The sequence below is a fragment of the Proteus sp. CA142267 genome (assembly GCF_003336825.1).
Taxonomy (GTDB): domain Bacteria; phylum Pseudomonadota; class Gammaproteobacteria; order Enterobacterales; family Enterobacteriaceae; genus Proteus; species Proteus terrae.
The window spans coordinates 933,097-959,619 of the sequence record NZ_QPMG01000001.1 but is presented as its reverse complement, the minus strand read 5'-3'; the positions used below and the strand labels follow the sequence as shown (position 1 = coordinate 959,619).

Sequence of the window (26,523 nt, the reverse complement as noted above, 5' to 3'; positions counted from 1 at the left end):
ATTAAACAATTTATCGTGATATAAAAGATAACGCTGTTATGGTAACAACTATCTGGAAGACAATTGTATATAAATGCTATAAACCCGCTGATATATCCGTTACAATATGCGGTTCAAAATTTATTCCAATTGTTTTTGAAAACAACATAAAGACGAAAAAGTATGTTTGAAATCAACCCCGTAAAACACCAAATAGAAGAAGTCTCTGAAAGAACAAATGTTCTCAGGGGGTATCTTTGACTATGATGCCAAGAAAGAGCGTTTAGAAGAAGTTAACGCTGAATTAGAACAACCTGATGTATGGAATGAGCCAGAAAGGGCTCAAGCATTAGGCAAAGAGCGTTCATCTCTTGAGGCTATCGTAGAAACAATCGACCAGTTAGATCAAGGACTAGAAGATGTTTCTGGTTTACTTGAATTAGCAGTTGAAGCTGATGACGAAGAAACATTTAACGAAGCTATTGCTGAATTAGATGGGTTAAATAAAAAGCTTGAGCAATTAGAATTCCGTCGCATGTTCTCTGGCGAATATGACAGCGCGGATTGCTACCTTGATTTACAAGCAGGCTCTGGTGGTACAGAAGCGCAAGATTGGGCAAGTATGCTGATGCGCATGTACTTACGTTGGGCTGAATCAAGAGGCTTTAAAACAGAAATTATTGAAGAATCTGACGGTGATGTTGCAGGATTAAAATCAGCGACTATCAAAATTATTGGTGAGTACGCTTATGGTTGGTTACGTACAGAAACAGGTGTTCATCGCTTAGTTCGTAAAAGTCCATTTGACTCAGGTGGCCGTCGCCATACCTCATTTAGCTCTGCCTTTATTTACCCTGAAGTTGATGACAATATTGATATTGAAATCAACCCAGCTGATTTACGTATTGATGTTTATCGTGCTTCAGGTGCGGGTGGACAGCACGTTAACAAAACAGAATCTGCGGTGCGTATTACCCACGTTCCAACAGGTCTTGTTACTCAATGCCAAAATGATCGCTCTCAGCATAAGAACAAAGATCAGGCAATGAAGCAGATGAAAGCGAAATTATACGAGCTGGAAATGCAGAAGAAAAATGCAGACAAGCAAGTAATGGAAGATAACAAGTCCGATATTGGCTGGGGTAGTCAAATTCGTTCTTATGTTCTTGATGATTCACGTATTAAAGATTTACGTACTGGTGTGGAAACACGTAATACGCAAGCAGTATTAGACGGTGATCTTGATAAATTTATTGAAGCTAGCTTAAAAGCGGGCCTGTGAGGAAAAACATGTCGCAACAGCAACAAGGTGCGGAGCAGGCACCTGATTTAAATAACGAACTGCAAACACGCCGCGAAAAATTATCCGCTTTACGCGATAATGGTAACGCATTCCCAAATGATTTCCGCAGAGACGCTCTGTCTGATGAATTACATCAAAAGTATGATGCAATGAGTGCAGAAGAGTTAGAAGCAGCGAATGTGGAAGTTTCTATTGCAGGTCGTATGATGACTCGCCGTATTATGGGCAAGGCATCTTTCGCTACATTGCAAGACATGGGGGGCCGTATTCAGCTTTATGTTTCTCGTGATGATTTACCAGAAGGTATTTATAACGAGCAATTTAAAAAATGGGATCTGGGCGATATTTTAGGTGCTCGCGGCCGTGTTTTCAAAACGAAAACGGGTGAATTAAGTGTTCACTGTACAGAAGTGCGTTTATTAACTAAAGCACTGCGCCCGTTACCGGATAAATTCCACGGTTTAGCTGACCAAGAAATGCGTTATCGTCAGCGTTATCTAGATCTGATTTCTAACGAAGAATCGCGCAAAACTTTCCAAATTCGTTCACAAGTTATGGCGGGTATCCGTCAATTTATGGTGAACAAAGGCTTTATGGAAGTTGAAACGCCGATGATGCAAACTATCCCTGGCGGAGCAAGTGCGCGTCCGTTTATTACTCACCATAATGCGTTAGATATCGATATGTATCTGCGTATTGCGCCTGAGTTATATTTAAAACGTTTAGTTGTCGGTGGCTTTGATCGCGTATTCGAAATCAACCGTAACTTCCGTAACGAAGGTGTATCACCACGTCATAATCCTGAGTTCACCATGATGGAACTCTATATGGCGTATGCAGATTATCGTGACCTGATTGAATTAACTGAGGAGTTATTCCGTACATTAACTGAAAATGTACTGGGTTCTTCATTAGTGAAATATGGTGATCAAGAGTTTGATTTTGGTAAACCATTTGCCAAATTAACCATGAAAGAAGCTATCTGCAAATATCGTCCAGAAACCATAATGGCTGATCTTGATGATATGGATAAAGCGGTTGCTATTGCTCAGTCTATCGGTATTAAGATTGAGAAAAGCTGGGGCTTAGGTCGTGTTCAATGTGAAATTTTTGAAGAAGTTGCAGAAAGCCACTTAATTCAGCCAACGTTCATCATTGAATATCCAGCAGAAGTTTCTCCACTGGCTCGTCGTAACGATGATAATCCATTTATCACTGATCGCTTTGAATTCTTTATTGGCGGTCGTGAAATTGGTAATGGCTTCTCAGAGCTTAATGATGCTCAAGACCAAGCAGAGCGTTTTGAAGATCAAGTTCGCCAAAAAGAAGCGGGTGATGCAGAAGCGATGTTCTTTGACCATGACTACATCACGGCATTAGAACACGGTTTACCACCAACAGCTGGTTTAGGTATTGGTATTGACCGTATGGTGATGTTATTTACTGACAGCCATACCATTCGTGATGTTATTTTATTCCCGGCAATGCGCCCTAATAAATAATTGTTATTTTAAATAAATCCTTAATTTAACAATAGCATTAACGAAGAACAATCTAGTTATAAGGCCACCGAAAGGTGGCTTTTTTGTTTTTAAAAACAGTTGGTTATCTTTTTTGCGATGATTAAATAATCATTTGAATAAGAAGGGGATTGTCGTTCAATTAGGGAAGCGTATAATCAGGAAAATCAATTGCGGGCGTAGTTCAATGGTAGAACGAGAGCTTCCCAAGCTCTATACGAGGGTTCGATTCCCTTCGCCCGCTCCAAACAAACCTCAAACTCATCTCTAATCTCTCAACTTCTTGTAAATCAACTAGTTTATTAACTCATCATCTTCAAAATTTGTGACTGCTTTGGAAATTTATATAATTCACTACTTAGTATTTTTTATGCCATTTAGTCTATACAATAAATTGATTTACATGGATTTATTTTTAGAAGTAGGATTGAAAATATAATAAGATGATATGATTTAGTGAGTTTTAATAAGTATTACCTTAGAGTATTGATATTCACACTTAACATATTATGTAATTTAGGAAATTATATGCATTTAGAGTTCAAAAAACTCTCACAGATAGATCCTTTACATATTGTAGAACTTAACAATCATCCTGCGGTTTTACGACAAATGCCTTTGGGCAGTCCTGATTTCGATATCGAAAAAAGTATTTTATGGGCAAAAGATAAAGACTCTCAATGGGATGACAATGGGTATGGTCCTTGGGCATTTGTTATTGATGGTGTGTTTGCTGGATGGGGCGGACTTCAAAAAGAAGGGGATGATGCAGATCTTGCATTAGTTCTTCATCCCAATTATTGGGGAGTAGGTAAAGTAATTTATGCTGAGATTATTCGTAGAGCATTTGATGAAATGAATATTGAAAGCATCACAATTTTACTTCCTCACTCAAGGAAGGTAACAAAAACAGTTTCTCGTTATGGATTTAAACCTGATGGGGAAGTTTGTTTTGACAATATTAGTTTTCAGCGATTCAGATTATTTGCAGATAAAAATAGAACCATTTAATTGGTTAATATCAATAGGTGAGTCAGATGATGGCAGATCCTTATATCAAAACTTATTTTGTAAATGGTCCTTATAACCGATGAAATTGAGAGTCATAAAACAACATAGAACAGAGTATCCCAATCCCATTACCTTTACGAAAGGCACACGGCTCACTGTCGGTGAAAAATATAAAGGGGAAGAAGATTGGGATAACTGGTTTTTTTGTACCACACTTTCTCATTCCGGTGGTTGGGTACCTATGCAGTGTATTCAGTTAGATATGAATTCCAATCAAGGAATTGCGATAAAAGACTACACGGCAAGAGAGCTGAATGTTGATATTGGCAATGAGCTTTTGGGTACAGAAGTGTTAAATGGTTGGGTTTGGTGCATCAGAATAGCAGATAATCAAAGTGGTTGGGTGCCATTGAGTCATCTATCACGAGTCTAAATACCTCGCTTTAAAAGATTAAGAACACCTTAAAATCTATTTTCTCTTTAAATATTCTTTCTTTAACTATCCTTATTTATTTTTATCGCAATCATTATGTCAATATTATGATTTTAAATGGCTTTTTGTTTTTTATTTAAGATTATAAAAAATGATATATAAGTAACATTTTTGCTTATTTCATCTAACTCTTTTTATGTATAGAAAATTAAAAACCAATTTATAAAAAACTTTAGTAAAAAATTAAAATAAATTGAAAAAGTGTCGATAAGAGTACATTACGCCCTATTGGGCTTACTTTATCTTGTTAGTTGAGAAATTCGATGCAGAAACTTCGTAACATTACTATTCGTCTGATGATGATAATCATTCTGGGGACATTATGTGTGTTATTTGGCAGTGTTAGTCTTTATAGCGCATGGTCACTATCACAAATATCTGAAGGCAATCAATCTGATAATCAAATAATAAAGCAAATGGCTGCACTCAGTCAGGGAAATGATCAGTATTTTCGATTCACTTCTCGATTAAATCGTCTCGTTGAGGAGAAGGCTGAAGGCAAAGAAGTCGATTTTACACAAGCACAACTGGCGATGGAAAATATGGAAAAACAGATTACGTATATGAAATCTGTTTCTCCAGGGCCGATGGATGCAAAAGTATCAAAAGAGTTAATGGATGTATGGCAAGCTCTTTTTGAGCAAGGAGTAAAAAAGCAGATGGAATTAGCGCTCAATGGCACCATTGAGCAATATGAACATCACGCAAAAAATGTAACACCTGCGTTGAGTCGTGAATTAGGCAATGTAAGTGAAAACTTTAATAATGCTGCAAATATAAAAATTGATAGCACTATTGAAGAAGTGGATGAGCTTATTGAAGTGACACAAATTGTTATTATTATTAGTGCTATTTTAGGGGGGGTTATTCTGATCCTCACTGACCGTTATTTAGTGGCAATGTTACAAAAGCCACTTGAAAGTATTCGCCAACATTTTGTAAAAATTACAGAAGGTGATCTGAGTCAGTCCCTCGAGCCTTTTGGTAATAATTGTGCTGGGCGGTTAATACCGTTATGAAATGATATGCAAAACAGTTTGCATGAAGCGGTAAGCACTATCCGTACGGGAAGTGAAAGCATCTATCGCGGTGCATCTGAAATTGCCAAAGGGAATAACGATTTGGCTTCTCGTACAGAAGAGCAAGCCACGGCATTAGAGCAAACAGCTGCAAGTATGGAAGAGATAACTGCTGCTGTTAACCAGAACATGGAACATGCTTATCAGGCGAGAGAATTAGCTGAAGTTGCATCAGTGACTGTTGAAAAAGGCAATGAATTAGCTGAATCTGTTGTTACAACAATGGATGGGATCTCTGATAGCTCAAGTAAAATTGCAGATATCATCAATGTCATTAATAACATTGCGTTTCAAACGAATATACTTGCTTTAAATGCATCAGTGGAAGCAGCAAGGGCTGGATCTTATGGGCGAGGATTTATGGTCGTCGCTAATGAAGTGCGTAATTTAGCAGGAGATAGTGCCAAAGCCGCTAAAGAGATTGAAGTGCTTATTGCTGACTCCACTACGAGAGTAAGAAAAGGTGCAAGCTTAGTCAGTGATATGGAAAAAACGATGGAAGACATTTTGACGGGAGTTAAACAGGTAACGTCAATAATGAAAGAAATCACTATTGCATCTGAAGAGCAAAGTAAAGGTATTGGTCAAGTGAGTGTGGCTATTACTCAAATGGATGGGGTAACGCAACAGAATTCCTCTTTAGTTGAACAAGTTTCAGCAGCAGCCATTTCATTAGAAAGACAAACCGAGGAATTACAGCTATCGGTACAAAAATTCAATCTAGCTCATCGTTGATATAGAAAAATTTATAAAGTATGTGTCTAATGTGGTAAGTTTTTACTCGTTAGACGCAAAAATATAATAAATCTAAAGGTTAAATTTTTATTATTCTTGTTGTTATTTAACAGTATAAATGAGTTTAACTTGCTCATTGATTGAGTATTAAAGTGATCATGATTTATGATTTTTATCATGTAAAATAGAAAATTATCATCCAAATTAAACGATCTATAAATAACAATGTTATTTTATTTATACTCAATCAATTAAAAAGTACTTTCCATTTTAATTTTCATAATCAATCAATCAGTGATTATGTTAAAACTTGAAGCGATTTAATTTTTTAAAGATGTAGATATAAATCCTCTCTAATATAAATAATAATAAAGAGAGGGTGATGAAGAATAGTGCCTCAATGCTTAGAGCATTTTTTTTATATATTGTTCTGTCTTGCTTATAACATCTTGGTATTGAGGATGATCGATATAAGCATCATTGATGGTCTTATTTACATCCTGGATCACTATTTCTTTTTGTTTATCTGTCAAAGTCAATAACAAGGCTTTCAAAACTACTTTTACTGCCGCAATTTCATACTCTATATTGACAACTTTTTTTTCCATAAGATCCTCAAAAGAACGACAATTTATTGCTGTGTGATAAATTATTTTTCATATTAATTAATTGTTTAATTAAATCCAAGAAAAAATTAAATTGATAAAAGAATATACGATTTTATCGTGTTTTTTCATGAAAAAAGTAAATGTGAGGATATTTTAGATGTGGGAAATAGACACTCAGTAAATTTAACTTAGTGTTGTATTAATGAAAGAAAAATCACGGTATATCCTATATAAAATAATCAATAGGATGCTATTAGCACCCTATAAAATTAGGGTTTAAGCTTAATTGCAAATGTCGTTTTCGTTAGGCTTGAGTAAGTTTCTTCACATATTGCTCAGTTAAGTTAATAACTTCATTGAGCTGAGGGTATTTGTTTGATGTGTCCTCAAGCACTATAGATATATTGCCCAACATATCCCTTCGTTGTTTATCACTTAGCGTGGAAAGTAAAGATTTGATAACAATTTTTAGAGCAGCAATTTCGCATTCAATTTCTTTTAAATTTTTATCCATGATTTACCTGCCAGTATTTAATGGATGAGTAATATAGGTAATTTTTTTGTTTATCACAATTATAGAAGCATATTATTTAGATATGTATCGCACATTATGGCTAATGTTTTAGTCTAATATAAAATATTAAAAATATTTATCAAATTGTAAATTTCATATGTGCAGTAAGTTGAAGTCTTATTGATATTCTCTAACTTTAGGGCTAATAAGATAAATGATTAAAATTGATCTCAGATCTGGTTCTATTTAAATTTCTTTATTTTTGATTATATAACAAACAATCTTAATGGTGATAATAAGAAACATATCTTTTAAAGATAATCTATTTTTGTCTTGTGTTATTTAATAGCGAAGTGAACAAGAATATTGTTACTTTTTATCTATGAAATACTAAAATTTTTATTTGTCAGTAGAGATATTATAACCAAATAAATTACATTAACTTTGATGATAAAAAAGAAAAAGAGCTTATGTTTTTTACATGAAGCTCTTTTTAGCGTGTTTGATTATTGATTATTTTGCTTCACAAAAGCAACGTAGGCATCAACCCAGTTTTGCATAAAAGTTGCTGTTTTCTCTGAAAACTGCCCATTTTCAACCATTCCGTCATACCATTTTAGATAACATTCTGGTTGATTTAGGGTTGGCATATTCAAGAAGGCTAACGAATTACGTAAATGCTGTTGAGCTATTGCTGTACTAATATTACCCGTTGAAACCCCAATAATACCTGCTGGAATTTTATCCCAAGCATTTGTTCCATAAGGGCGAGAGGCTTGGTCAATAGCATTTTTAAGCACCCCAGGTATTGAACGGTTATATTCAGGGGTGATAAAGATAATGCCTTGACATGCTTTTATTTGTTGTTTGAAATCGACAACAGAAGAGGGGGTATGACTGTCATCGTCTTGGTTATAGAGAGGGAGAGTACTAATATCGATAAACTGACAGGTAAATTCTTGAGGAAATAACTTAATTAAGGCATGTGCTGTTTGTTTATTAAACGAATCTTTTCTTAAACTACCGACAACGATACCAATTTTAAAATGACTCATCTTAGTTCTCCTATTTTGAAGGATAAAATGAATATCAAAGCCTATATTAGATATTCACTTTTTGATTTTATCTCGGTATTAAAAAACAGCAACAAAATATAAGAGTATTTTGTACACGTAAATTACGTAAATAAATGATAAAATTAGTATTATTATTTTTATTATTATCTGGTATTATTCCATCAATATAAAAAACGATCAGTTTATATGACAACATTTTTACTAAATAAATCCGATATTCAAGATTTGATGCATTTAGTGTGATGTAAGTAGTATTTTAAGAAAAAATAAATGAAATGATAGGAACACTCATTGCAACCAAGGGTGTTAGCCTATTTATTTAGTATGCAGTAGGTAATAGAAAATTATAATAAAATGGCTTAAAATGCGACAACTCATATGCTCTTATTTAAGTCTGATCGGAATTAAGGAAAAATGATGTCCTTATTACAAAATAAAAAGAATGTCCTCGCTGTATTTATGGCAACCAGCGTCCTCGCCCTATCAGGGTGTGCGTGGACTGATCACTCTCGTCCAATTGAAACGCCAGCGCCAGCACAAACCACACAGCCTGTAGCAACTACTCAACCAGTGGCTGTTGCGCAACCACTTTCTATGGCACCAGCTACAGAGCCTGCTGATAGTGGCGTAGATGCAAGAAAATTGGGACTGGCACCGCAAAGTGCTTGTATCAAACAACTTGATTCTTTGAAAACTTTTTCTCCATCTGATTATCAATCCATGATGAGCTCATTTAAAGAAATTAGCGAAATCAATGCGATGTACCGTAGTGTTCAAGGTACAGCAAGTAAAGATAGTTTAGATTTATTAAAAATGAGTATTGAATCAAAAACAGAAGTTTTATGTGCAAAAGTTCGCTATTTGTCGATTATGTCAGTTAATTCGACATTAAAAAAATTAGGTGAATAATTACTATGAAATTAAAGCAGAGTGTTTGTCTCGCTTTTATGCTGTTTCCAACACTATCGTTTGCCAATAATGAGTTTAATTCTGTTATTGAAGATTTTGACCGTTATTTTGAAACACAAAAGCCAATTAAAATTGAGCCTAAAACATCTGCTACAATTTCATCGTCAACGAGAACCGACCAGGCTAATCGTGGAGTAAACCGCACCACAGCGACTCAACAAACAAAACCAGAGCAACGAGTTAAACTTTCTACGCCAGCTAAAACAGATAATCAGGCAGTCGAACCTGTTAAAACTCCTGATATCACGCTGGCAGAAAATTGCCCTGTGTTACCTGCTGATTATTCAAAATTAAAGAGTGACTATACTCGTTATTTAACACCGTTGCTTTCATTTATTCCGGTTAAACCGCAATTTACACCAGAGGATCTTAATCGTTATAGCTACAGAAATAATGCAACGGTTTATAACCCATTAGCTCTGTATTCAAAAGAGAGTTATGCTAGGCCTCAACGTAATGACAATTTCTTGTTAGATATTATTCCAGGAACATTTTATTCTGTTACGGCCATTCCTTTCCACTTTGTATATCAGTTCAATCGCTCTGTGCTCGATCATAAACAACCTCTTTTTAATAAAGAGCTATTAAATCGTTTAGCAGATACGAGAAATAAATACCAAACGTTATATCAAAAATACACTGAGCAGGCAGCTATAACAAAAGAGCATTTAGAAAAACTTCAAAATGCAAATAGCCAAATTAAACAACTCGAATTAACGCTGGCTGAAACAGAAGAAAAATTAGCGACGGCGAACAACTTGCTTACTGATGACACGTTAAAACAGACTGTTACCAAGCTACAGAGTGATTTAGAAACGATAAAAAAAGAACGTGACTTATTAGTTAAGCAACTAGCCGAAAAAGAGAATGTATTACAGGCAACCACAGTAAAAAATACAGAGTTAGCAAAACAGCAACAAGATTTTGAACAACAAGCGGGAATACTTAAAACCTTAGAGGCAAAATATACTCAGCTTGAGCAAGAAAAAGAGCAATTACAATTTCAGTATCAACAGGCTCAAGCTCTGTTAAAAGATGATAGTGCTAAAAAAGAGATTGATAAATTACAAAGTTCACTTGAGAGCATAAAAGTAGAGCAAGAAAAGCTAATTAGTCAGTTGAATGAAAAACAGATACTGCTTGCTAAAATTGAACAAGAAAAAGAAGCCATACAAGCTCAGTATATCGAATCTCAGCAATTGCTAAATGGTAATAATAAGCAAAAAGAACAAGAATTAACTAAATTAGAAGCAGAAAAAAATAAAGAAATAGCAGTGCTAGAAAAGTCATTATCAACAATAACGGCCGAGCAAGAAAAATTAACCAAACAACTTTCAGATGTACAAAATCAATTAGCAACGATAAAGAAAGAAAAAGAAGATGTGCAGACTCAGTTTGCACAGGCTCAACTATTGCTAAAAGATGACTCTGCGAAAAAAGAGATAGATAAATTACAAAGCACATTATTGAAGATCACATCAGAACGTGAAGATTTATCTAAAGAGCTTGCATTAAAAGTCGCAGAAGCAGAAAAGCAACAAGATGCAAATAGCAAACTTGTTGAGGATCAACGCAAAGAAATAGCACAACTAAAAACACAAGTTGAAAAAAGCAATCAGGAACAAACTCAACTTAATAAATCGCTTTTAGCTGTTCAACAGCAAAAAGAGCAAGTAGATGAAAAATTAAAAGCGATCCCAGAATTAAAAGCACAGTTAGATAACAAGGTCACGGAACTCGCTGACTTGAAGAAGAGTTTATCTGCTGGCGAAAAAGCCGTTGATAATTTAATTACTGATAAAAATAATCTGATAGCTAAATTAGAGAAAGCGCAAAGTGAGCTATCGAATAAATATCAAACATTAGATGCACAATTTAAAGAGAATAATATTGCACTAGCTCAAGTCACCACGAGCAAAACAGAGAGTGAAAAAACTTTAGCATTGTTAGAAAAGCAACTCACTGAAAAGCAAAATACAACGGATAAATTGAGTGCTCAATTAGCTGAAGCAAAAGTACAATTAGAAAAACAAAATACAGAAAATGCACAGCAAGTTAGTACGTTAAAGCAACAACAAACAGAATCTATTGCTAAATTAAATGAGCAAATTAAAGCAAAAGATGCTGAATTAGCGAAAGTTAACACAGACACTAGTAATATTTTAAAAGAGAATAAAACGCTAAAAGAGCAGCTTGAGAAAATGGCAGGTGAAGGGCAAATGATTGCAGGGCAACTTGCTTATGCTTATTCAATTATTGGAAAAGATAACGCCCAGCGTAATAAATCCATTTTATCTGAGATCCAAAAACAGAATTACGTACAATATGACGATAATACCTACTTTAAAATATTAAAACAGGGTAAGCCTGTGGTTTCAATTGCAGGTAAAACCGTTGTATTTACAATGCATGAAGAGTTAACTGATGGCACTGTAACGCTTAATTATGATAAAGCTAAGCCACTTATTTTACCTTACCGACAATTGCCATTACCACTGAATACCTTTATTGCAAAAGCAGGTATCAATGGTAAAGCCAAAATTTATATAAAACCAGGTGGCGGTTATGGGAAGAATGGTGTACCAGGACAAGTGCCACCAGAATCCATGTCCATCGTAACAATTGAGATCTTAGATATTAAATAGAATAATTAATAAGTAATAGATAATATCAGCTCTTCTCTTTTATTCAGAGAAGAGCTGATATTTTATTATCGCCATAAAAATTCATCGTTTTTTAAACAAAGTTCTCTTTCTAGTAGCCAATCTTTTAATTTCTGGCAGTTTTCAGGACATTCTGGAATGCTATTTAAAATCGTCCATAATGGTTTTATTAATTCAGAATTTGGCGTTATTTTTTGGATGTAATCTAGAGTGTTATTAATTTCAATATTAAAGATAGGTTCATTTTTCCAATTATCGAGCAGTAATTGGATATCTTTCTGTAATAAGTCATTGATAACAATTAGTCTGACTTTATCCGCATTAAGCTTAATATTGATATCATCTAAAGATAAAAAAGGATCACTTTTATTTGATAGTTGTTTTTCTTCAAATGACTTAATATTTTCACACTGTTTAATTTGAAGTTCGAGCTCTCTTTTAGTTTCATAAAGTGTAAAAAGCTGGGGAGTAATGTGTTGAGCCCACCAAATAAAAAGCGGTTTTATTACGGCTTGAATTAAGCGCATATGTTCATTGATATTGACTGTTGCTCTTAATGATTTATCCCAATCTGCTGGTGTTATTGTTGGATGCGACTGTTCTGCATGAAATAAATGTGCAAAATTAATAACATCACGTACTTCTTCTTTAGATATAACAACAAAACAGTATTTTTTTCGTAAAAACCAAGTGGACTGTAATAAACTGTCTAAGCTTTCACGGCACAAAACACGGGATAGTATTTTTATTTGTTGCTCATTAACATCATATGCAGTAACAATATTTTCATTAGAATGAAAAGAAAACTGTAGATTAAACAAGTTATCTACAGTTTCTTCATTGTTGGGTGCCATTATTTTTTTCAGTAAGGCTAAATAGTCATAATAATGGGCTTTGGTGCTATATGTATTTTCTTTTATCACGATATACAACTCACTCATAAGAACAAATTTTAAGTATTCTAACTATGAATGACTTTTAGATATTATGATATTCAGTCGGATTTTTTATAATTTTGATTTGATATTTCTCGCTTTACTTGGTGTCATATTAAAACGACGATGATAGCTTTGTGTAAAGTAAGACTGACTTGAAAAGCCAGATTCCATTGAAATATCAACAATACTCATTTCAGTGGTTAGTAGCAGTTGGTGTGCATAGATAATGCGTCTTTCACAAATCCATGTTCTTGGTGAAGTACCATAAACATGATTAAAAAGCTCTTTAAATGTAGTTAATCCCATTCCAAATTCACGAGCAAATTGTTTAAGCTTCCAATTTTTTAAATGATTTTTTTCCATAAAAATCTTTAAGCGATCAACTTGACGATGGCTAAGTTGGCGCAATAACGCCATTAAGTCAGAACCTTGATCAGTTGAAAGTAATAGAATTAAAAGCTCTTCAATGCGTAATTGTATGAAGGCTTCAGGACAAGATTGAACAGTAAGATATTCAAAGCCATTACTACAAAATTGAATAAGAGGTGAATTTTGAAAACAAATAAAGGCACTTGAAAACTCTTCGTCTCTTTCTATTTGGCACAAGATCTCATTATACTTAGACATGAAATCTCTTAAAAAATCATCAGAGAGTGGGATACAAACAATATCGGTAGGCTCTGTACCTTGTGTTTTTATTGTATAGTTACCTTGTTGTAGAAAAAGAACTTGGTTATCACTCACCGTCACTGTATCAGTGCAATTTTGCAATATGAGTGCATTTTTTCTGATAAGAAAAAGCGCTTTTTGTTCATTTTCTAGTATTTGGTATTGTGGATAAAAATAAGATTTTTTCTGAATAGCACAATCATATCGATTGTTTTTTTCATATTGTATTGTATTCATGGTTCGCCCAAAATTATTATATAAGTATCACTGTATTTTTATAAAAATAAATAGAAGAATATTTATAAAAATACCTCTTTATTATTGAGTGCTATTAAAAATAAAAAAGAGACTATTTTCTTCAATTTGATGCGGTTTTTTTTTAGATATTAGGCATTACATTTCGTTTTGATAATTTAAGATAAGTCACCTTGTTAATTTAAAGATATTCCTTATAAATTGCAAAAAGAAATTAAATACGAATAAATTCTTTTTCAAGATGTTAGCTAATAGCATATGTTCGAATGTAATTAATAATTTACATTTTGTATTCATTTAAATAAAGTTATTATATTACAATTGGTTATTATCAACCCTTTACTTTACAGTGTAAAAAAACTATAAGTGCATTTTAAATGTTAATTTTATTATAAAGCGTTTTATGTAACTTTTATGAAAATTAATTGTTATGAAAACATTAAAAAAATAGAGTGTAAAATATAAATAAAAAGAAGATTAAAATTGAATGATAAGTTGATTTCTATGGTGATATTAACTTAAGTTATCATGACAATGTTTTTCTTTTATATGGAGTAGGCAATAAATTATAAAATAAAAAATGAAATATAAAAAAAATCACTATTTACTTTTTGTTTTAATTTTATTTTTATTGGTGTTGTGATGATGTTATCGTTTTTTTTATCAAGATTTAGATTGAATTATATTTTGAATGTTGAATTTTTTTGAATGATTTTTTATAAAAAAATGGAATAGAATATGAAATGTTAATTTTTTAATAAAAAATATTTATCTAAGTAGACTAGTAGTTATCACGATTTATTCACATCGAATGTAAATTATTAAAATAGTGATTTTATCACTTAATTTAATTAAATCTTATTTCGGTCAAGGAACAAATCAAAAAACTAAAAGGTAATAATAGCCTTATTGCTGGCATTATGCTTGTCATCTATTTATTAGAATGGTGAATGCATAAGTGTATTTATTGTCAGGGAGGTAAGGATATAGCTAATTATGGAGAATAAGCGAACACTGCGAAATATTATATTCAGCGGGATATGGATCATTTGGACTCTTGCCTTAATTGCCTTTTGGCGTTATCAGATGGCAGGCGAGTTTTTGATTATTCTAATCCTAATTTTTAGCATTATTATTTATTCTATGACGTTGAGGTTAAAAAAAGCCACTATGTTTAGTCGTAAAACTGAAACACCAAAAGCAGCAGAGCCTGTTGCACCAGTAATAACAGAAGAGAAAAAACCGATGCCAGAGCAAAAACTATACACGATTATTGCAAAAGGAACGGTATTCCAAGGCGATATTAATGTTGAAGGTGATATCCAAATTTGGGGTAAAGTAGCCGGCAATATTAATGTCAAAGATGGCGTTATTCGTGTTATGCATGCGGGACAGGTTGAAGGTGAATTAACAGCACCTGATATTATTATTGATGGTTTTGTAAAAGGCATCTGTGCTGCAAATAATTTAGATATCTTAGAACACGGTGAATTACGTGGTACTAGTCGTTGTGGCAGTATGTCTATTAAGCGTGGTGGTATTTTTACTGGGCAATCAGAGCAAGTTGAACATCAAGCAAAATCAGTTGCTCAACAACGTGTTGTTTCAATAAAAGAAAGCTCTAATGCAAATAAAGACAAAGTTGTTGCTCCAGTAGAAAACCAACTAAAAGAAAACAAAAAATAAAGTACCATTTTTCTTTTCATTGTTCGTTGCTTATCCTATTTTATCGCTATTGTCTTAATTTTATATAAATAGAGAATAACGATGAATTTAGATACTCCCAGACTACACCTAAGAGAATGGCGTGAGAGTGATAAAGCGCCATTTTTTTCTGAAATCAACTCTTCACCTGAAGTGATGCGCTACTTTCCTTGCACTTTATCTCAACTAGAAAGTGATAATATGGTTGAGACTATCCGAGAAAAATTTATTCAGCAAAATGGATGGGGAATGTGGGCTGTTGAATTAAAAGAAACTCAAGAATTTATTGGTTTTGTGGGGTTAAATATTCCAGCAGCATCTTTGCCATTTTATCCCTGCGTAGAAATTGGTTGGCGGATTGCGCAAAAATTTTGGCGAAAAGGCTATACCTATGAAGCAGCTTTAGCTGTATTTAAATGTGCGTTTGAAACGTTGGGATTAGAAGAGGTTGTCGCTTTTACCGCAGTTTCAAACCTTCCATCTCAAGGAGTAATGCAAAAACTAGGTATGCATCAATCTAATAATTTCTTTCATCCAGCATTAGATAAAGCACATCCTCTCGCTGAGCATGTTTTATATCGTCTGAAGAAGTCTGATTTTACTTTTCAGTCGAACGAATAGTCCGTTTTTTTTCAGGAAGAGGGGGAACGGGTTTTTTATCATCAATAAGATGACGTATTGCTAAGATTGGATGATAAATCAACATTCGTGGACCAGCCCAGCGCATGATCTGTTTCATTGTTTCTCGTTTGGCTGGCTGATAACAATGAATAGGACATTGTTTACAGGCCGGTTTATCTTCACCATAGCGACATTTATCTAATCGGTTATAGGAATAATTGATTAATTGTTGATAATAATCTGAGTCAGCTTCAGGATGCGAATGAGCATAAAGGTGAACCATTTTTTGAATAGTTTTTTTCTCACGATTTATTCTTTTTCCTGACATACCTTTCTCTCTTAGTAATATGTTGCATTTATTATACATCTTATCATTAAGCCTATAGAGACGCTAAAATATTATTTAATGCGTAATCATAAAAAATTTTGTCAAAAAGACTTTTCTTTTTTCTTAGAATATAATACTGTATTTATATACAGTTTATTTGCCTTTAAATGGTGAAACCAATGCGTGTGGAAATTTTATTTAATAAACAATCTAAGATAACTGACTCATTATTTCCGCTCTTAGAACACGAACTGAGAAAAAAGATCATTCCAGAATATCCAGATATGCAGTTTCGTATTGCCTTTAGTAGCATGAACTCAATTCAAGTCACAGGCATAAAAGATGAAACTAAGCATGAACACATAATGGAACTTATTCAAAGCGTTTGGGAAGATGATGGTTGGTTGCAAACAGACGATGAATAAAGTGCAGTAAAATTTAGCAAATAAAGTAATTACGATTGTCAGAATGAATTGGCTTTTTACTTGTTTATATAAAAAGCCAATAACATAGAAAAGGAAATCACTGACAATCGGGCTTTAAAACTGTATATCTATCAATGATGACAAATCTTATTTTCACTCGTTGTAAATCCACCCTCTGCTGGAATAAATTTACCTTTCCTTTCTAAGAAATCAACTAATTCAGTTGCTGTCATATTTTCAGCTGAGCACGTATGAAAACGTGAGTCATTACCGAATTGTTTATGGATAGCATCAATTAGCGATGTTTTAGTAAATGCAGTCTCTGAAGAAAGGATCATTTGTAAAACTTCATGACCATGTATTGATGACATATTGAGTACCCTAAAAAATAAAAGATACATTAATTATGCATCTTTATAAGAGGGTATCTTTGTTTTTAATCATAAAAAGCGATGACATTATATCATCGCTTAAAAAGAATCTTATTTTTCACTTCGCTGAAGTATTTTTTGCATTTCATCTTTGAGATGAAGCTTTTCTTTTTTTAGTTTGGCAACTTCGTCGTTATAGCCAGCTCCGTTTGGGCCTTCTAGTTTAGCAATTTCTTGATCGAGTCGATGATGTTTATCGTAGAGCGCTTCAAAGCGGGGATCACTATTTCTTAATTGAGAAACAAGGGATTGTTGATCTGAGAACATATAACCTCCTATGAAAAGAAATTGGGTCTCTATTTCAGTATAATCATAGATTGGTTATCTGCATGGTAGAGCATCACAAATTTACATTTCATGAAAAAACGTGATTTTTCTTTTTAAAACATTCGGAATTATCCACTCATAGTATTATTTACTAAGATGTTAGCATTCAAACACTAAAAATATTAGTATTCGGATAACGAGTAATAAAAACATCTGAATAATTTTGTTAGCGGCGAAGTGTTCGCTGTAAATATGGAGAGAGTGATGAACAAAGTAATATTATCTTTAGTAGCAGCAATGTCTTTATCTGCGTGTGCACAAGCTACCGACAGTTTAGATAAAGTTGCACCTTATCCTAAGGCTCAAGAAAATCAAGTTCGTCATGTTATCGAGTTAGAGAAAAAAGATAATGAAAGCAATTACCAAGTTGAATTAATTATTGGTAAAGAACTGAAAGTAGATTGCAACCATCAGTGGTTTGGTGCGGATCTAGATGAAAAGAATTTAGAAGGTTGGGGTTATAGCTATTATGTTGTTGGCGATTTAAATGGCCCAATGTCAACAATGATGGGATGTGCTGACAATACGAAAAAAGATGCCTTTGTACAAGCAAATATGGGATCAGATGCCTTTATTCGTTATAACAGCAAATTACCTATTGTTGTTTATGCACCAAAAGATGTTGATGTGAAGTATCGTATTTGGTCAGCAGCTGAGACGACTCAAGATTCAGTTAAAAAATAACGACCAACTTTATTTAGTGTTTACTAAAAAGCCCTTTGTTGTTGAGACAAAGGGCTTTGTTGTTATTTTAGCTAGATATTAGCGAATAACTAAAACTGACATTTTGGCATGGCGTACAATTGATGACGCTGTTGAGCCTAATAAATAAGAAGAAACATTAGGTCTATGTGACGCAATCGCAATTAAATCAGCATCAATGTGACGGGCATATTCTAAAATTTCATCTTTTGCGTTACCAACGCCAACATTACATACAATTTGCTCATCAGGAATTTTTGCATCTTTAATCATTTCTTGTAGTGCAACAAAAGCAAGACGAGTACGTTCTGACGAATCTTTGAATTTTTCAGGAATTGCAGCAAACTCGATACCAAAGAAAAGTTCAGCATTAGGAATAACGGTGAGGAAGTGGATCTCAGGTTTACCCACCTTTGCTATTTGTTCAATGTGAGCGATTAGTTCCTGAGAAAGTTCATCTTCTAAAATATCAATGGGAACTAGGATTTTCTTATACATTACAAACCTCACTTAGCGTTAGTTTAAAATATTTACCATTATCGCTTAATAGTAAAAAATAGCTGTGATCTGTGTTTTAAATAAGAGTGAGAATGATTATTTACTGCTTTACATTATTAAGCATTAAAAATTAAAAACAGACTGAAATAATATTAACAATATAATGAAAAATAAGTTATATACCTTAACTTGTTGACAGAAAAGCACATTAATAATGTCGCATTAAAAATAAATTTCTCTTTTTTTCATTAAAAATAGAAAATGCATAAAAGAATGATTATCAATTATATTATTGTTTTGTATCTATAAGATTTTATTGATAAAAATAAGAGACAGAAAGATTTAAATATGGCATATTAATAGGCAATGGCATCTCAATATGATGTCTGGACAGCAATCTTAGTCCCTAAACTGGATTGTTATTCAGAGTCGTCCTTTATCCTCACCAATGAGTTATGGAACCTGAAATAACCTATGGAACTCTATTTATCTATGGCAATAGAGTAGGCTATTTAAAACCAAATAAGATTATTATTATGACACATAATCACATTGATGATATTGAGTTGGATCGGGCTGATAATAAACAGTCTGAAAAATTTAAGGCAGCTAAAAAAAGCACGTTAGTGAGTGTTTTTGTCAATATCGTTTTATCCATTTGGCAAATTACAGTGGGCTTTTTTTCACACTCTCAAGGTTTAATTGCTGATGGTATTCACTCGCTTTCTGATCTTATTGCTGATTTTGTTGTTTTAATTGCCAATAAAGGTAGTCAGAAACAACCTGATGCTGATCACCCTTATGGGCACTTTCGTTATGAAAATGCGGCATCACTTATTCTTGGGACTATTTTATTAATTGTTGGTTTAGGAATGGTATTTTCTGCCATTCATAAAATTTTAGATCCATCTACTATCCCTGAAGTTCATAGTGTTGCTTTATATGTGGCTTTACTTGCATTAGCTGCTAAAGAAGGATTATTCCGCTATATGCTTGCGGTTGCAAAAAAAGTGGACTCAAATATGTTAGTCGCAAATGCTTGGCATGCGCGTTCTGACGCAGCTTCTTCATTAGTTGTTGCAATTGGTATTATCGGAAGTTTGGCGGGATTTAAATTTTTTGACCCATTAGCAGCATTAATTGTCGGACTATTTGTCGGTCGTATGGGATGGCGTTTTACTTATCAAGCTCTGCAAGATTTAATGGACAGAGGGGCAGATGAAGAAACGCTAGAAGAAATTAAACAGATGCTGGTTTCAACACCGGGCGTGCAAGGCGTTCATGATTTAAAGACTCGTCGTTCAGGTGATTATTTACTTGTAGATGTTCACCTTGAAATCAAAGGTGACCTCACTGTTAGTGAAAGTCATGAGATTGTTGTAAATGCACGTAATAAGGTTTTGCAAAATAAACAGATCCTGAGTGTGATGGCGCACGTTGATCCCGCTTAAACTTATTTGAGTACCTAATAAAAAAGGTAATGATAGATTTTCATTACCTTTTTTTGTATCTCAAAAAGCGCTATTTACCACTTTAGAAATTGATGCAGTTTTCTTTTATATTATTACTCAGTGCCGCAATTAGATTATCTACTGCACATTCAGCCATCGCATAGCGAGTCTCTTTTGTTGCAGAGCCAATATGTGGAACAGCGACGACATTCTTCATCATTAATAAAGGTGAAGATGAAGATAGAGGTTCTTTTTCAAAAACATCCAGTCCAGCACCAGCGATCTCTTTTTGTTCTAATGCTCTGATGAGTGCCAATTCGTCCACCACAGCTCCACGCCCTGCATTAATTAAATAAGCATCAGGTTTCATCATAGAAAATTGTTTTTGACCCATTAAATGATGCGTTTCTGGTGTTAATGGTAACGTGATACATACGAAATCAGATTGCTGTAATAAGTCTTCTAAAGAGCAATGCTTTGCAGAAAACTTATCATTCACATCTGTATATTCTGTACGTGAGTGATAAAGAATATTCATATTAAAACCAAAATGTGCACGTTGTGCCAAAGCCTTTCCTATTCGACCCATACCAATAATACCCATAGTTTTATGATGAACATCAGTACCATACCAATCAGGTGTGATACCTTTAACCCATAAACCTTGTTTAATATTATCAGCAAGTTCAGGAATACGTCTTGCTACGGCAAGTACTAATGCCATCATGGTATCTGCAACGGTATCTGTTAACACGGTTGGAGTATGCATTAGTTTGATATTACGTTTGGTGAGTGCATTAACATCAACATTATCATAGCCAACAGAAACTGTTGAAACGGCTTTTAAATGAGGTGCTAGGTTAATAAAGTTTTCATCAATATTGCCACCAGCACCTAGTAGTCCAGTAGCATTGGCAAGTACGGAACGAAAATCATCAGATTCTAAAGAGAGCGTTTTAAATTGTTTGATATCAGCAAAATCAGATAGTTTTTTGTACAGCTTTTCAGGAAGATCTTGGTAGAGCAAGACAATCGGTTTCATTATGTTCTCCATTCGATACTCGTCATTCTTCGATACTCGTCATACTTCAAGCCACAGCGTTGTTGGCTACGTTCATTCTGCATTAGTCACATACTTCGATACTCGTCATACTTCAAGCCACAGCGTTGTTGGCTACGTTCATTCGCACTAGTCACATACTAATGTATGCTCCTAGCGACTCATTCACTTGCCGCCTAGCTGTGACTTGAATTATTTAGAGTATCTATGCAATAAAACACTTATTAAGTTATTCAATAAAACACTTATTAAACTGTAAGCATTTTATTGAGAGTGTTCTTACCCCGCTTAAACATATTAGCAGGGAAGTTAATAAGGTATGATAAAGCGTATTGAATGTCAGTTTTATCATGTAATTAAGTAATTGATTAGGATGTAATCGTTTACTTTTAACGGGTGTTATTTTTAGTGATGAAGAGGTGGGGAGTATTACGTATTTTATTAACGTACTGTAATACAATTCTAAACTAAGATTTTTATAAAATTTAAGTGCGTGCGAAAAGCGTGTAAACGTTTACACTAAATGTCGGTTTGATCACGAAATGATTCGATTGATCTTGCTAAACTCTGTGTCAGTGAACAGAAACCGTCTTGCGCTTTTCCTTTGAATTGAATCAAAAGAGGTGAATGTGGAAATATTAGTGACAGGTGGTATGGGATATATCGGTAGTCATACTTGCGTACAAATGATTGAAGCAGGCATGACACCAATTATTTTAGATAACCTTAGCAATGCGAATGAAGAAGTACTTAACCGTGTTGAAGCCCTAACAGGTAAACTCCCTCTGTTTTATAACGGTGATATTCGTGATGACCAGCTATTGGCATCAATTTTTGCTAAGCATTCTATTGAGTCTGTTATTCATTTTGCGGGATTGAAAGCAGTTGGTGAATCTGTTCAGAAGCCAATTGAATATTACGACAACAATGTTAATGGCACATTGGTGCTAGTGCGTTGTATGCGTGATGCGGGCGTAAAAAGCATTATCTTTAGCTCATCTGCAACAGTTTATGGTGATCCTCAAGTTGTTCCTATTACTGAAGATTCGCCAGTAGGGGGCACAACTAACCCTTATGGCACCAGTAAATATATGGTTGAGCGCATTTTATCTGATTTATTTGTTGCGGATGAAAGTTGGTCTATTAGTTTGCTACGTTACTTTAACCCAGTAGGGGCGCATCCATCAGGTACGATGGGGGAAGATCCTAAAGGTATTCCTAATAATTTAACCCCTTATATTTCTCAAGTGGCAATTGGTCGTCGTGAACAAGTGGCTGTTTTTGGCGATGATTACCCAACAAAAGACGGTACAGGTGTTCGTGATTATATCCACGTTATGGATCTGGCTGATGGTCATATAGCAGCATTAAATGCGTTAGGTAAAAAAGCGGGCTTACATATTTATAATCTGGGAACAGGTAACGGTACTAGTGTGATTGAAATGATTGAAGCATTTCGTAAAGCTAGCGGTAAACCTATCCCTTATCAATTACAAGCTCGTCGTCCTGGTGATATTGCAGAATGTTGGTCAAGCCCTGCAAAAGCAGAGAAAGATTTGCACTGGAAAGCTATTCGTTCAATTGATGATATGGCCGCAGATGCGTGGCGTTGGCAGTTACAAAATCCAAATGGTTATCTGAAATAAGATTTTAAGTATTCAGATAATCTTGAATAAATAAGAGAGAAGGTTATGTCGAAACTGATTTTTGATCCTGTTGAACATCCTCATCGTCGTTATAATCCGCTAACTGGCCAGTGGATTTTAGTTTCACCACATAGAGCGAAACGACCTTGGAATGGTAAAGATGAAAAGCCTCAGATTGCGACACTTCCCTCTTATGATCCTCACTGCTATTTGTGTCCGAATAACACCCGAGTCTCTGGTGATAAAAATCCAGATTACACCGGAACGTATGTCTTTAATAATGACCACTCTGCGTTGTTACAAGATGAATATTATGTTGAGCCTTCATCAAATCCTTTATTTCAAACTCAAGCAGTAAGAGGAATTAGTCGAGTCGTCTGTTTCTCTCCTGATCATGGAAAAACTATTCCTGAATTACCCGTCAGTAGTTTACGTAAAATTGTTGATACTTGGGATAATCAAATAGAAGAGCTCAGCAAAGAATATCTTTGGGTTCAAGTATTTGAGAATAAAGGCGAAACGATGGGGTGCTCTCAACCTCATCCTCATGGACAAATTTGGGCGAGTGATTTCTTACCTAATGAGTTAGCGCGAAAAGATACACAATTAAAAGCTTATTTTGAACAATACGGACGTAATTTATTAATTGATTATGTTGAGGCTGAATGTAAAGACGCGAGTCGTACTGTCGTTGAAACAGAGCATTGGTTGGCGGTAGTACCTTATTGGGCTTCTTGGCCTTATGAAACGATGTTATTACCTAAAGTACATATTCGCAGAATGAGTGAGTTAAATAGTGCTCAGCGAGATGATCTTGCTATTGCAATGAAAAAATTAACAAGCCGTTATGATAATTTATTCCACTGTTCTTTCCCTTACTCCATGGGATGGCATTTTGCGCCTTCTTTTAAAGATGATAGAAATATCGATCATTGGCAATTACATGCGCTTTACTATCCGCCATTATTACGTTCCGCCACTGTGCGTAAATTTATGGTGGGATATGAAATGTTGGCGGAATCGCAAAGAGATCTAACGCCAGAACAAGCTGCGAATAATTTACGTCAATCAAGTGACATTCATTATAAAGAGCAACGTTAATGACCTGAAATATGGCAAGGTATTTTAATTAATCTGCTTTTTGCGCACGAAATAAATTAAATCAAACATCTCATTATTTACATAATGTTGTGGTGGGATTCTTATTACTTAATTTTAAGCTAAGGATTTATTATGCAGGCACTTATTAATAATGTGACTCATTCATTTTCATCTATTTTTGGTTACGCACCTACACATTTTATTCAAGCGCCTGGTAGGGTAAATATTATTGGTGAACACACTGATTATAATGATGGGTTTGTTTTACCTTGTGCCATTAATTATCAAATGGTTGTTGCCGCAGCAAAACGAGAAGATAATATTATTCGTGTTATTGCGGTTGATTACCAAAACGAAGTTGATGAATTTAACCTCGATAACAGTATTGAGTTTTTACCTAATAAAATGTGGGCTAACTATGTTCGTGGTGTTATTCATTTTCTACAAAAAGATAACTACTCTTTTCATGGTATGGATATCGCGATATCTGGAAATGTTCCTCAAGGTGCAGGGTTAAGTTCTTCTGCTGCGTTAGAAGTTGCCATTGGTCAAACGCTTAAAACACTTTATCAATTACCTATTAGCCAAAAAGAGATCGCCTTAAATGGACAAAAAGCAGAAAACCAATTTGTTGGTTGTAACTGTGGCATTATGGATCAGCTTATTTCGGCTTGTGGTGAAGAAAATCATGCACTATTAATCGATTGTCGTTCATTAGAAACGTCAGCCGTAACGATGCCTGAAAATATGGTTGTGATGATTATCAATACCAATAAAAAGCGTGGCTTAGTTGATAGTGAGTACAATACCCGTCGCCAACAGTGTGAAGAAGCTGCTCATATTTTAAATGTGACTGCATTAAGAGATGCCACACTAGAGGATCTGCTCGCTAAAAAAGCATTAATGAGTGAAGTGGTTTATCGTCGGGCACGCCATGTTATTACTGAAAACAGCCGTACATTAGATGCTGCAGAAGCCTTACGCCGTGGTGATTTAACCACATTGAGTCAGCTAATGATGCAATCACATCACTCAATGCGTGATGATTTTGAAATCACAGTCAAAGAGGTTGATTCATTGGTTGAAATCGTGAAATCGGTGATTGGTGATCGTGGTGGTGTGAGAATGACTGGTGGTGGATTTGGTGGTTGTGTCGTAGCATTAGTAACACCAGATTTAGTGAATAAAGTCGTTGACTCTGTTAAAGCACAATACGAAGCTAAAACAGGATTAAAAGAAACTATCTATGTCTGCTCTGCAAGCCAAGGAGCGGGCTATTCGGAGGCAAAATAATGGCGACTAATGAGCTTCGTTTTCTTGAACCTGAGCAAATGACAGCACAACCTGCATCAGATGGAAAACCTGCACAAATAGTGGTGCTTAAAAATCGTTTTGGTATGTCTATCTCTTTAATGGATATTGGCGCAACTTGGTTAACTTGTATTGTATCGGTTAATGGATATCGTCGAGATGTGTTATTAGGCTCTGCGGATATGAATGCCCATAAACAACAAACTGCGTATTTAGGCGCAACGGTTGGGCGTTTTGCTAATCGCATTGCAGGGGCTAAGTTTGTAGTAGAAGGTCAAGAATATAAAATTAGTGCGAATGAAGGCAAAAATACCTTACATGGTGGTAAGCAAAACTTTAGCCATCTTCGCTGGGGGATCACTGCGCAATCTTCTCAATCTGTCACTTTTTCACTGATTTCTAATGACGGTGACCAAGGTTTTCCCGGTACTGTGAAAGTCAGTGTAACCTATACACTGACAGATAATAATGAAGTATGCATTGATTATCAGGCGATGAGTGATAAAACTACACCATTAAGCTTAACTAACCATGCTTATTTCAATCTTGCGGGTGAACATACTGAGCGAACAGCACTTGAACATGATTTAAGAATTTGTGCGACTCATTATTTGAAAAATGGTGAAGGCAATATTCCCACAGGCGAGTTTGCAAGCGTAATAGGAACAGGGTTTGATTTTCGTAAATTAAAACGTATTGGCCTCGATTTTATGGCTGATGAGTGCCAAAAAGACGCAAATGGCTACGATCATGCGTTTATTTTAGATAAGAAAGTGATTGAAGATAAAACGCCTGTCGCAACCGTCATTGCACCTGAAGGTGAACTCAAAATGGATGTCTTTACAACCATGCCTTCTGTCCAATTCTATACAGGCAACTTTTTAGTGGGAACAAGAGGAAAGAGTCGTCATTACGGCAATTATTCAGGCTTAGCATTAGAAACACAATATTTCCCAGATGGTCCTAATCATCCAGAATGGCATGAAAACCAAGGTGTTTTACCTGCAAATACAGCGTGGAATAGCCAAACAATCTATAAGTTTTACTCGTAACAATAAAAGGAAAGTGTAAACGCTTTCCTTTTCACTATTTATTTGATCTTTTTA

At 34.6% G+C, this 26,523-nt stretch carries 26 protein-coding genes, 1 tRNA gene and 1 pseudogene; 18 read left to right on the top strand and 10 right to left on the bottom strand.

Annotation, left to right across the window (positions count from 1 at the left end; all coding sequences use genetic code 11):
• Positions 1-162 precede the first annotated feature (162 nt).
• The 6 genes and pseudogenes from prfB to C0T34_RS04480 all read left to right on the top strand — a co-directional run bounded on the left by prfB (position 163) and on the right by C0T34_RS04480 (position 6,120).
• A protein-coding gene (prfB, locus tag C0T34_RS04505; protein ID WP_098942229.1) for a peptide chain release factor 2 occupies positions 163-1,261 on the top strand; the annotation gives its coding sequence in 2 pieces (ribosomal slippage) (positions 163-237 and positions 239-1,261; 1,098 coding nt in all).
• Positions 1,262-1,269: 8 nt separating this feature from the next.
• A complete protein-coding gene (gene lysS, locus C0T34_RS04500; RefSeq protein WP_098942230.1) occupies positions 1,270-2,784 on the top strand; it encodes a lysine--tRNA ligase in 1,515 nt (504 codons plus the stop codon).
• A 191-nt stretch (positions 2,785-2,975) separates the two neighbouring features.
• A tRNA-Gly gene (locus tag C0T34_RS04495) sits at positions 2,976-3,049 on the top strand.
• 281 nt (positions 3,050-3,330) lie between these two features.
• Positions 3,331-3,813: a GNAT family protein gene (locus C0T34_RS04490; protein WP_098942231.1), complete on the top strand. Its 483-nt coding sequence runs from the start codon at positions 3,331-3,333 to the stop codon at positions 3,811-3,813.
• 79 nt (positions 3,814-3,892) lie between these two features.
• Positions 3,893-4,246, top strand: a complete 354-nt coding sequence (locus C0T34_RS04485) for an SH3 domain-containing protein (RefSeq protein ID WP_098942232.1) — start codon at positions 3,893-3,895, stop codon at positions 4,244-4,246.
• Positions 4,247-4,569: 323 nt separating this feature from the next.
• A pseudogene (locus C0T34_RS04480) lies at positions 4,570-6,120 on the top strand (methyl-accepting chemotaxis protein).
• Between the two features lie 404 nt (positions 6,121-6,524).
• Here the strand turns inward: C0T34_RS04480 and C0T34_RS04475 are convergent.
• From C0T34_RS04475 to C0T34_RS04465, 3 genes are all read right to left on the bottom strand, one after another.
• Positions 6,525-6,728: a hypothetical protein gene (locus C0T34_RS04475; RefSeq protein WP_109849750.1), complete on the bottom strand. Its 204-nt coding sequence runs from the start codon at positions 6,726-6,728 to the stop codon at positions 6,525-6,527.
• 304 nt (positions 6,729-7,032) lie between these two features.
• Entirely contained in the window at positions 7,033-7,242 is a 210-nt protein-coding gene (locus C0T34_RS04470; protein WP_098942235.1) for a sigma-S stabilization anti-adapter protein IraP, read from the bottom strand.
• A 506-nt stretch (positions 7,243-7,748) separates the two neighbouring features.
• Positions 7,749-8,297 (bottom strand): NAD(P)H-dependent oxidoreductase, encoded by a 549-nt coding sequence (locus tag C0T34_RS04465; RefSeq protein WP_098942236.1) that lies wholly within the window; start codon positions 8,295-8,297, stop codon positions 7,749-7,751.
• Between the two features lie 438 nt (positions 8,298-8,735).
• Here C0T34_RS04465 and C0T34_RS04460 point away from each other — a divergent pair, with 438 nt between their 5' ends.
• Both C0T34_RS04460 and C0T34_RS04455 read left to right on the top strand, forming a co-directional pair.
• Positions 8,736-9,227, top strand: a complete 492-nt coding sequence (locus C0T34_RS04460; protein ID WP_226892273.1) for a hypothetical protein — start codon at positions 8,736-8,738, stop codon at positions 9,225-9,227.
• 5 nt (positions 9,228-9,232) lie between these two features.
• Positions 9,233-11,932: a sugar transporter gene (locus C0T34_RS04455; protein ID WP_098942238.1), complete on the top strand. Its 2,700-nt coding sequence runs from the start codon at positions 9,233-9,235 to the stop codon at positions 11,930-11,932.
• Positions 11,933-11,997: 65 nt separating this feature from the next.
• Here the strand turns inward: C0T34_RS04455 and C0T34_RS04450 are convergent, their stop codons facing one another.
• Positions 11,998-12,873: a T3SS regulon anti-activator ExsD domain-containing protein gene (locus C0T34_RS04450; RefSeq protein WP_226892274.1), complete on the bottom strand. Its 876-nt coding sequence runs from the start codon at positions 12,871-12,873 to the stop codon at positions 11,998-12,000.
• An 84-nt stretch (positions 12,874-12,957) separates the two neighbouring features.
• On the bottom strand, positions 12,958-13,794 hold the full coding sequence (locus tag C0T34_RS04445) for an AraC family transcriptional regulator (RefSeq protein ID WP_098942240.1): 837 nt from the start codon (positions 13,792-13,794) through the stop codon (positions 12,958-12,960).
• 1,188 nt (positions 13,795-14,982) lie between these two features.
• Between C0T34_RS04445 and C0T34_RS04440 the strand changes: the two genes are divergently transcribed.
• Together C0T34_RS04440 and C0T34_RS04435 are read left to right on the top strand one after the other, a co-directional pair.
• Positions 14,983-15,498 carry a polymer-forming cytoskeletal protein gene (locus tag C0T34_RS04440; RefSeq protein WP_226892275.1) on the top strand — a complete coding sequence of 172 codons (516 nt, stop codon included), beginning with the start codon at positions 14,983-14,985 and terminating at the stop codon, positions 15,496-15,498.
• A gap of 81 nt (positions 15,499-15,579) precedes the next feature.
• Positions 15,580-16,137: a GNAT family N-acetyltransferase gene (locus C0T34_RS04435; RefSeq protein WP_109849749.1), complete on the top strand. Its 558-nt coding sequence runs from the start codon at positions 15,580-15,582 to the stop codon at positions 16,135-16,137.
• On the opposite strand, the gene C0T34_RS04430 is transcribed toward C0T34_RS04435, so the two are convergent.
• Positions 16,115-16,465: a nitrous oxide-stimulated promoter family protein gene (locus C0T34_RS04430; RefSeq protein WP_098942243.1), complete on the bottom strand. Its 351-nt coding sequence runs from the start codon at positions 16,463-16,465 to the stop codon at positions 16,115-16,117. The genes C0T34_RS04435 and C0T34_RS04430 overlap by 23 nt on opposite strands.
• Positions 16,466-16,644: 179 nt before the next feature.
• On the opposite strand from C0T34_RS04430, the gene C0T34_RS04425 reads away from it, so the two are divergent.
• A complete protein-coding gene (locus C0T34_RS04425; protein ID WP_036934877.1) occupies positions 16,645-16,890 on the top strand; it encodes a DinI-like family protein in 246 nt (81 codons plus the stop codon).
• A gap of 131 nt (positions 16,891-17,021) precedes the next feature.
• Here C0T34_RS04425 and C0T34_RS04420 read toward each other — a convergent pair whose 3' ends face one another.
• Together C0T34_RS04420 and C0T34_RS04415 are read right to left on the bottom strand one after the other, a co-directional pair.
• The gene (locus C0T34_RS04420) at positions 17,022-17,261 is read right to left on the bottom strand and encodes a YecH family metal-binding protein (protein ID WP_023581559.1); all 240 of its coding nucleotides are present in this window, start codon (positions 17,259-17,261) and stop codon (positions 17,022-17,024) included.
• Between the two features lie 111 nt (positions 17,262-17,372).
• On the bottom strand, positions 17,373-17,588 hold the full coding sequence (locus tag C0T34_RS04415) for a DUF465 domain-containing protein (protein WP_006533649.1): 216 nt from the start codon (positions 17,586-17,588) through the stop codon (positions 17,373-17,375).
• Between the two features lie 264 nt (positions 17,589-17,852).
• Here C0T34_RS04415 and eco point away from each other — a divergent pair, with 264 nt between their 5' ends.
• Complete coding sequence (gene eco, locus C0T34_RS04410) at positions 17,853-18,332, top strand: serine protease inhibitor ecotin (RefSeq protein ID WP_036912483.1); 480 nt, start codon at positions 17,853-17,855, stop codon at positions 18,330-18,332.
• A 78-nt stretch (positions 18,333-18,410) separates the two neighbouring features.
• Here eco and C0T34_RS04405 read toward each other — a convergent pair whose 3' ends face one another.
• A complete protein-coding gene (locus C0T34_RS04405) occupies positions 18,411-18,848 on the bottom strand; it encodes a universal stress protein (RefSeq protein ID WP_036934874.1) in 438 nt (145 codons plus the stop codon).
• A gap of 536 nt (positions 18,849-19,384) precedes the next feature.
• Here C0T34_RS04405 and C0T34_RS04400 point away from each other — a divergent pair.
• Positions 19,385-20,299: a cation diffusion facilitator family transporter gene (locus C0T34_RS04400; RefSeq protein ID WP_098944056.1), complete on the top strand. Its 915-nt coding sequence runs from the start codon at positions 19,385-19,387 to the stop codon at positions 20,297-20,299.
• A gap of 82 nt (positions 20,300-20,381) precedes the next feature.
• Here the strand turns inward: C0T34_RS04400 and ghrB are convergent, their stop codons facing one another.
• A complete protein-coding gene (ghrB, locus tag C0T34_RS04395; protein ID WP_109849748.1) occupies positions 20,382-21,341 on the bottom strand; it encodes a glyoxylate/hydroxypyruvate reductase GhrB in 960 nt (319 codons plus the stop codon).
• Position 21,342: 1 nt separating this feature from the next.
• Here ghrB and C0T34_RS18110 point away from each other — a divergent pair, with 1 nt between their 5' ends.
• The 5 genes from C0T34_RS18110 (at position 21,343) to galM (ending at position 26,469) form a co-directional block, all read left to right on the top strand.
• The gene (locus C0T34_RS18110) at positions 21,343-21,492 is read left to right on the top strand and encodes a hypothetical protein (RefSeq protein ID WP_162556814.1); all 150 of its coding nucleotides are present in this window, start codon (positions 21,343-21,345) and stop codon (positions 21,490-21,492) included.
• Positions 21,493-21,988: 496 nt separating this feature from the next.
• Positions 21,989-23,005 (top strand): UDP-glucose 4-epimerase GalE, encoded by a 1,017-nt coding sequence (gene galE, locus C0T34_RS04390; RefSeq protein ID WP_109849747.1) that lies wholly within the window; start codon positions 21,989-21,991, stop codon positions 23,003-23,005.
• A 45-nt stretch (positions 23,006-23,050) separates the two neighbouring features.
• Complete coding sequence (locus C0T34_RS04385; RefSeq protein WP_098942246.1) at positions 23,051-24,106, top strand: UDP-glucose--hexose-1-phosphate uridylyltransferase; 1,056 nt, start codon at positions 23,051-23,053, stop codon at positions 24,104-24,106.
• Positions 24,107-24,238: 132 nt separating this feature from the next.
• A complete protein-coding gene (galK, locus tag C0T34_RS04380) occupies positions 24,239-25,399 on the top strand; it encodes a galactokinase (RefSeq protein ID WP_109849746.1) in 1,161 nt (386 codons plus the stop codon).
• Positions 25,399-26,469 carry a galactose-1-epimerase gene (gene galM, locus C0T34_RS04375; protein WP_098942248.1) on the top strand — a complete coding sequence of 357 codons (1,071 nt, stop codon included), beginning with the start codon at positions 25,399-25,401 and terminating at the stop codon, positions 26,467-26,469. Before galK ends, galM begins: the two co-directional genes overlap by 1 nt.
• The last annotated feature ends 54 nt before the right edge of the window (positions 26,470-26,523 follow it).

What these genes read in the sequence shown, in the direction of transcription:
- lysS (WP_098942230.1), top strand. Translation starts at nt 1,270, where the DNA reads ATGTCGCAACAGCAACAAGGTGCGGAGCAGGCACCTGATTTAAATAAC.
- C0T34_RS04490 (WP_098942231.1), top strand. Translation starts at nt 3,331, where the DNA reads ATGCATTTAGAGTTCAAAAAACTCTCACAGATAGATCCTTTACATATT.
- C0T34_RS04485 (WP_098942232.1), top strand. Translation starts at nt 3,893, where the DNA reads ATGAAATTGAGAGTCATAAAACAACATAGAACAGAGTATCCCAATCCC.
- C0T34_RS04475 (WP_109849750.1), bottom strand. Translation starts at nt 6,728, where the DNA reads ATGGAAAAAAAAGTTGTCAATATAGAGTATGAAATTGCGGCAGTAAAA.
- C0T34_RS04470 (WP_098942235.1), bottom strand. Translation starts at nt 7,242, where the DNA reads ATGGATAAAAATTTAAAAGAAATTGAATGCGAAATTGCTGCTCTAAAA.
- C0T34_RS04465 (WP_098942236.1), bottom strand. Translation starts at nt 8,297, where the DNA reads ATGAGTCATTTTAAAATTGGTATCGTTGTCGGTAGTTTAAGAAAAGAT.
- C0T34_RS04460 (WP_226892273.1), top strand. Translation starts at nt 8,736, where the DNA reads ATGTCCTTATTACAAAATAAAAAGAATGTCCTCGCTGTATTTATGGCA.
- C0T34_RS04455 (WP_098942238.1), top strand. Translation starts at nt 9,233, where the DNA reads ATGAAATTAAAGCAGAGTGTTTGTCTCGCTTTTATGCTGTTTCCAACA.
- C0T34_RS04445 (WP_098942240.1), bottom strand. Translation starts at nt 13,794, where the DNA reads ATGAATACAATACAATATGAAAAAAACAATCGATATGATTGTGCTATT.
- C0T34_RS04440 (WP_226892275.1), top strand. Translation starts at nt 14,983, where the DNA reads ATGTTTAGTCGTAAAACTGAAACACCAAAAGCAGCAGAGCCTGTTGCA.
- C0T34_RS04435 (WP_109849749.1), top strand. Translation starts at nt 15,580, where the DNA reads ATGAATTTAGATACTCCCAGACTACACCTAAGAGAATGGCGTGAGAGT.
- C0T34_RS04430 (WP_098942243.1), bottom strand. Translation starts at nt 16,465, where the DNA reads ATGTCAGGAAAAAGAATAAATCGTGAGAAAAAAACTATTCAAAAAATG.
- C0T34_RS04425 (WP_036934877.1), top strand. Translation starts at nt 16,645, where the DNA reads ATGCGTGTGGAAATTTTATTTAATAAACAATCTAAGATAACTGACTCA.
- C0T34_RS04420 (WP_023581559.1), bottom strand. Translation starts at nt 17,261, where the DNA reads ATGTCATCAATACATGGTCATGAAGTTTTACAAATGATCCTTTCTTCA.
- C0T34_RS04415 (WP_006533649.1), bottom strand. Translation starts at nt 17,588, where the DNA reads ATGTTCTCAGATCAACAATCCCTTGTTTCTCAATTAAGAAATAGTGAT.
- eco (WP_036912483.1), top strand. Translation starts at nt 17,853, where the DNA reads ATGAACAAAGTAATATTATCTTTAGTAGCAGCAATGTCTTTATCTGCG.
- C0T34_RS04405 (WP_036934874.1), bottom strand. Translation starts at nt 18,848, where the DNA reads ATGTATAAGAAAATCCTAGTTCCCATTGATATTTTAGAAGATGAACTT.
- C0T34_RS04400 (WP_098944056.1), top strand. Translation starts at nt 19,385, where the DNA reads ATGACACATAATCACATTGATGATATTGAGTTGGATCGGGCTGATAAT.
- ghrB (WP_109849748.1), bottom strand. Translation starts at nt 21,341, where the DNA reads ATGAAACCGATTGTCTTGCTCTACCAAGATCTTCCTGAAAAGCTGTAC.
- C0T34_RS18110 (WP_162556814.1), top strand. Translation starts at nt 21,343, where the DNA reads ATGTTCTCCATTCGATACTCGTCATTCTTCGATACTCGTCATACTTCA.
- C0T34_RS04385 (WP_098942246.1), top strand. Translation starts at nt 23,051, where the DNA reads ATGTCGAAACTGATTTTTGATCCTGTTGAACATCCTCATCGTCGTTAT.
- galK (WP_109849746.1), top strand. Translation starts at nt 24,239, where the DNA reads ATGCAGGCACTTATTAATAATGTGACTCATTCATTTTCATCTATTTTT.
- galM (WP_098942248.1), top strand. Translation starts at nt 25,399, where the DNA reads ATGGCGACTAATGAGCTTCGTTTTCTTGAACCTGAGCAAATGACAGCA.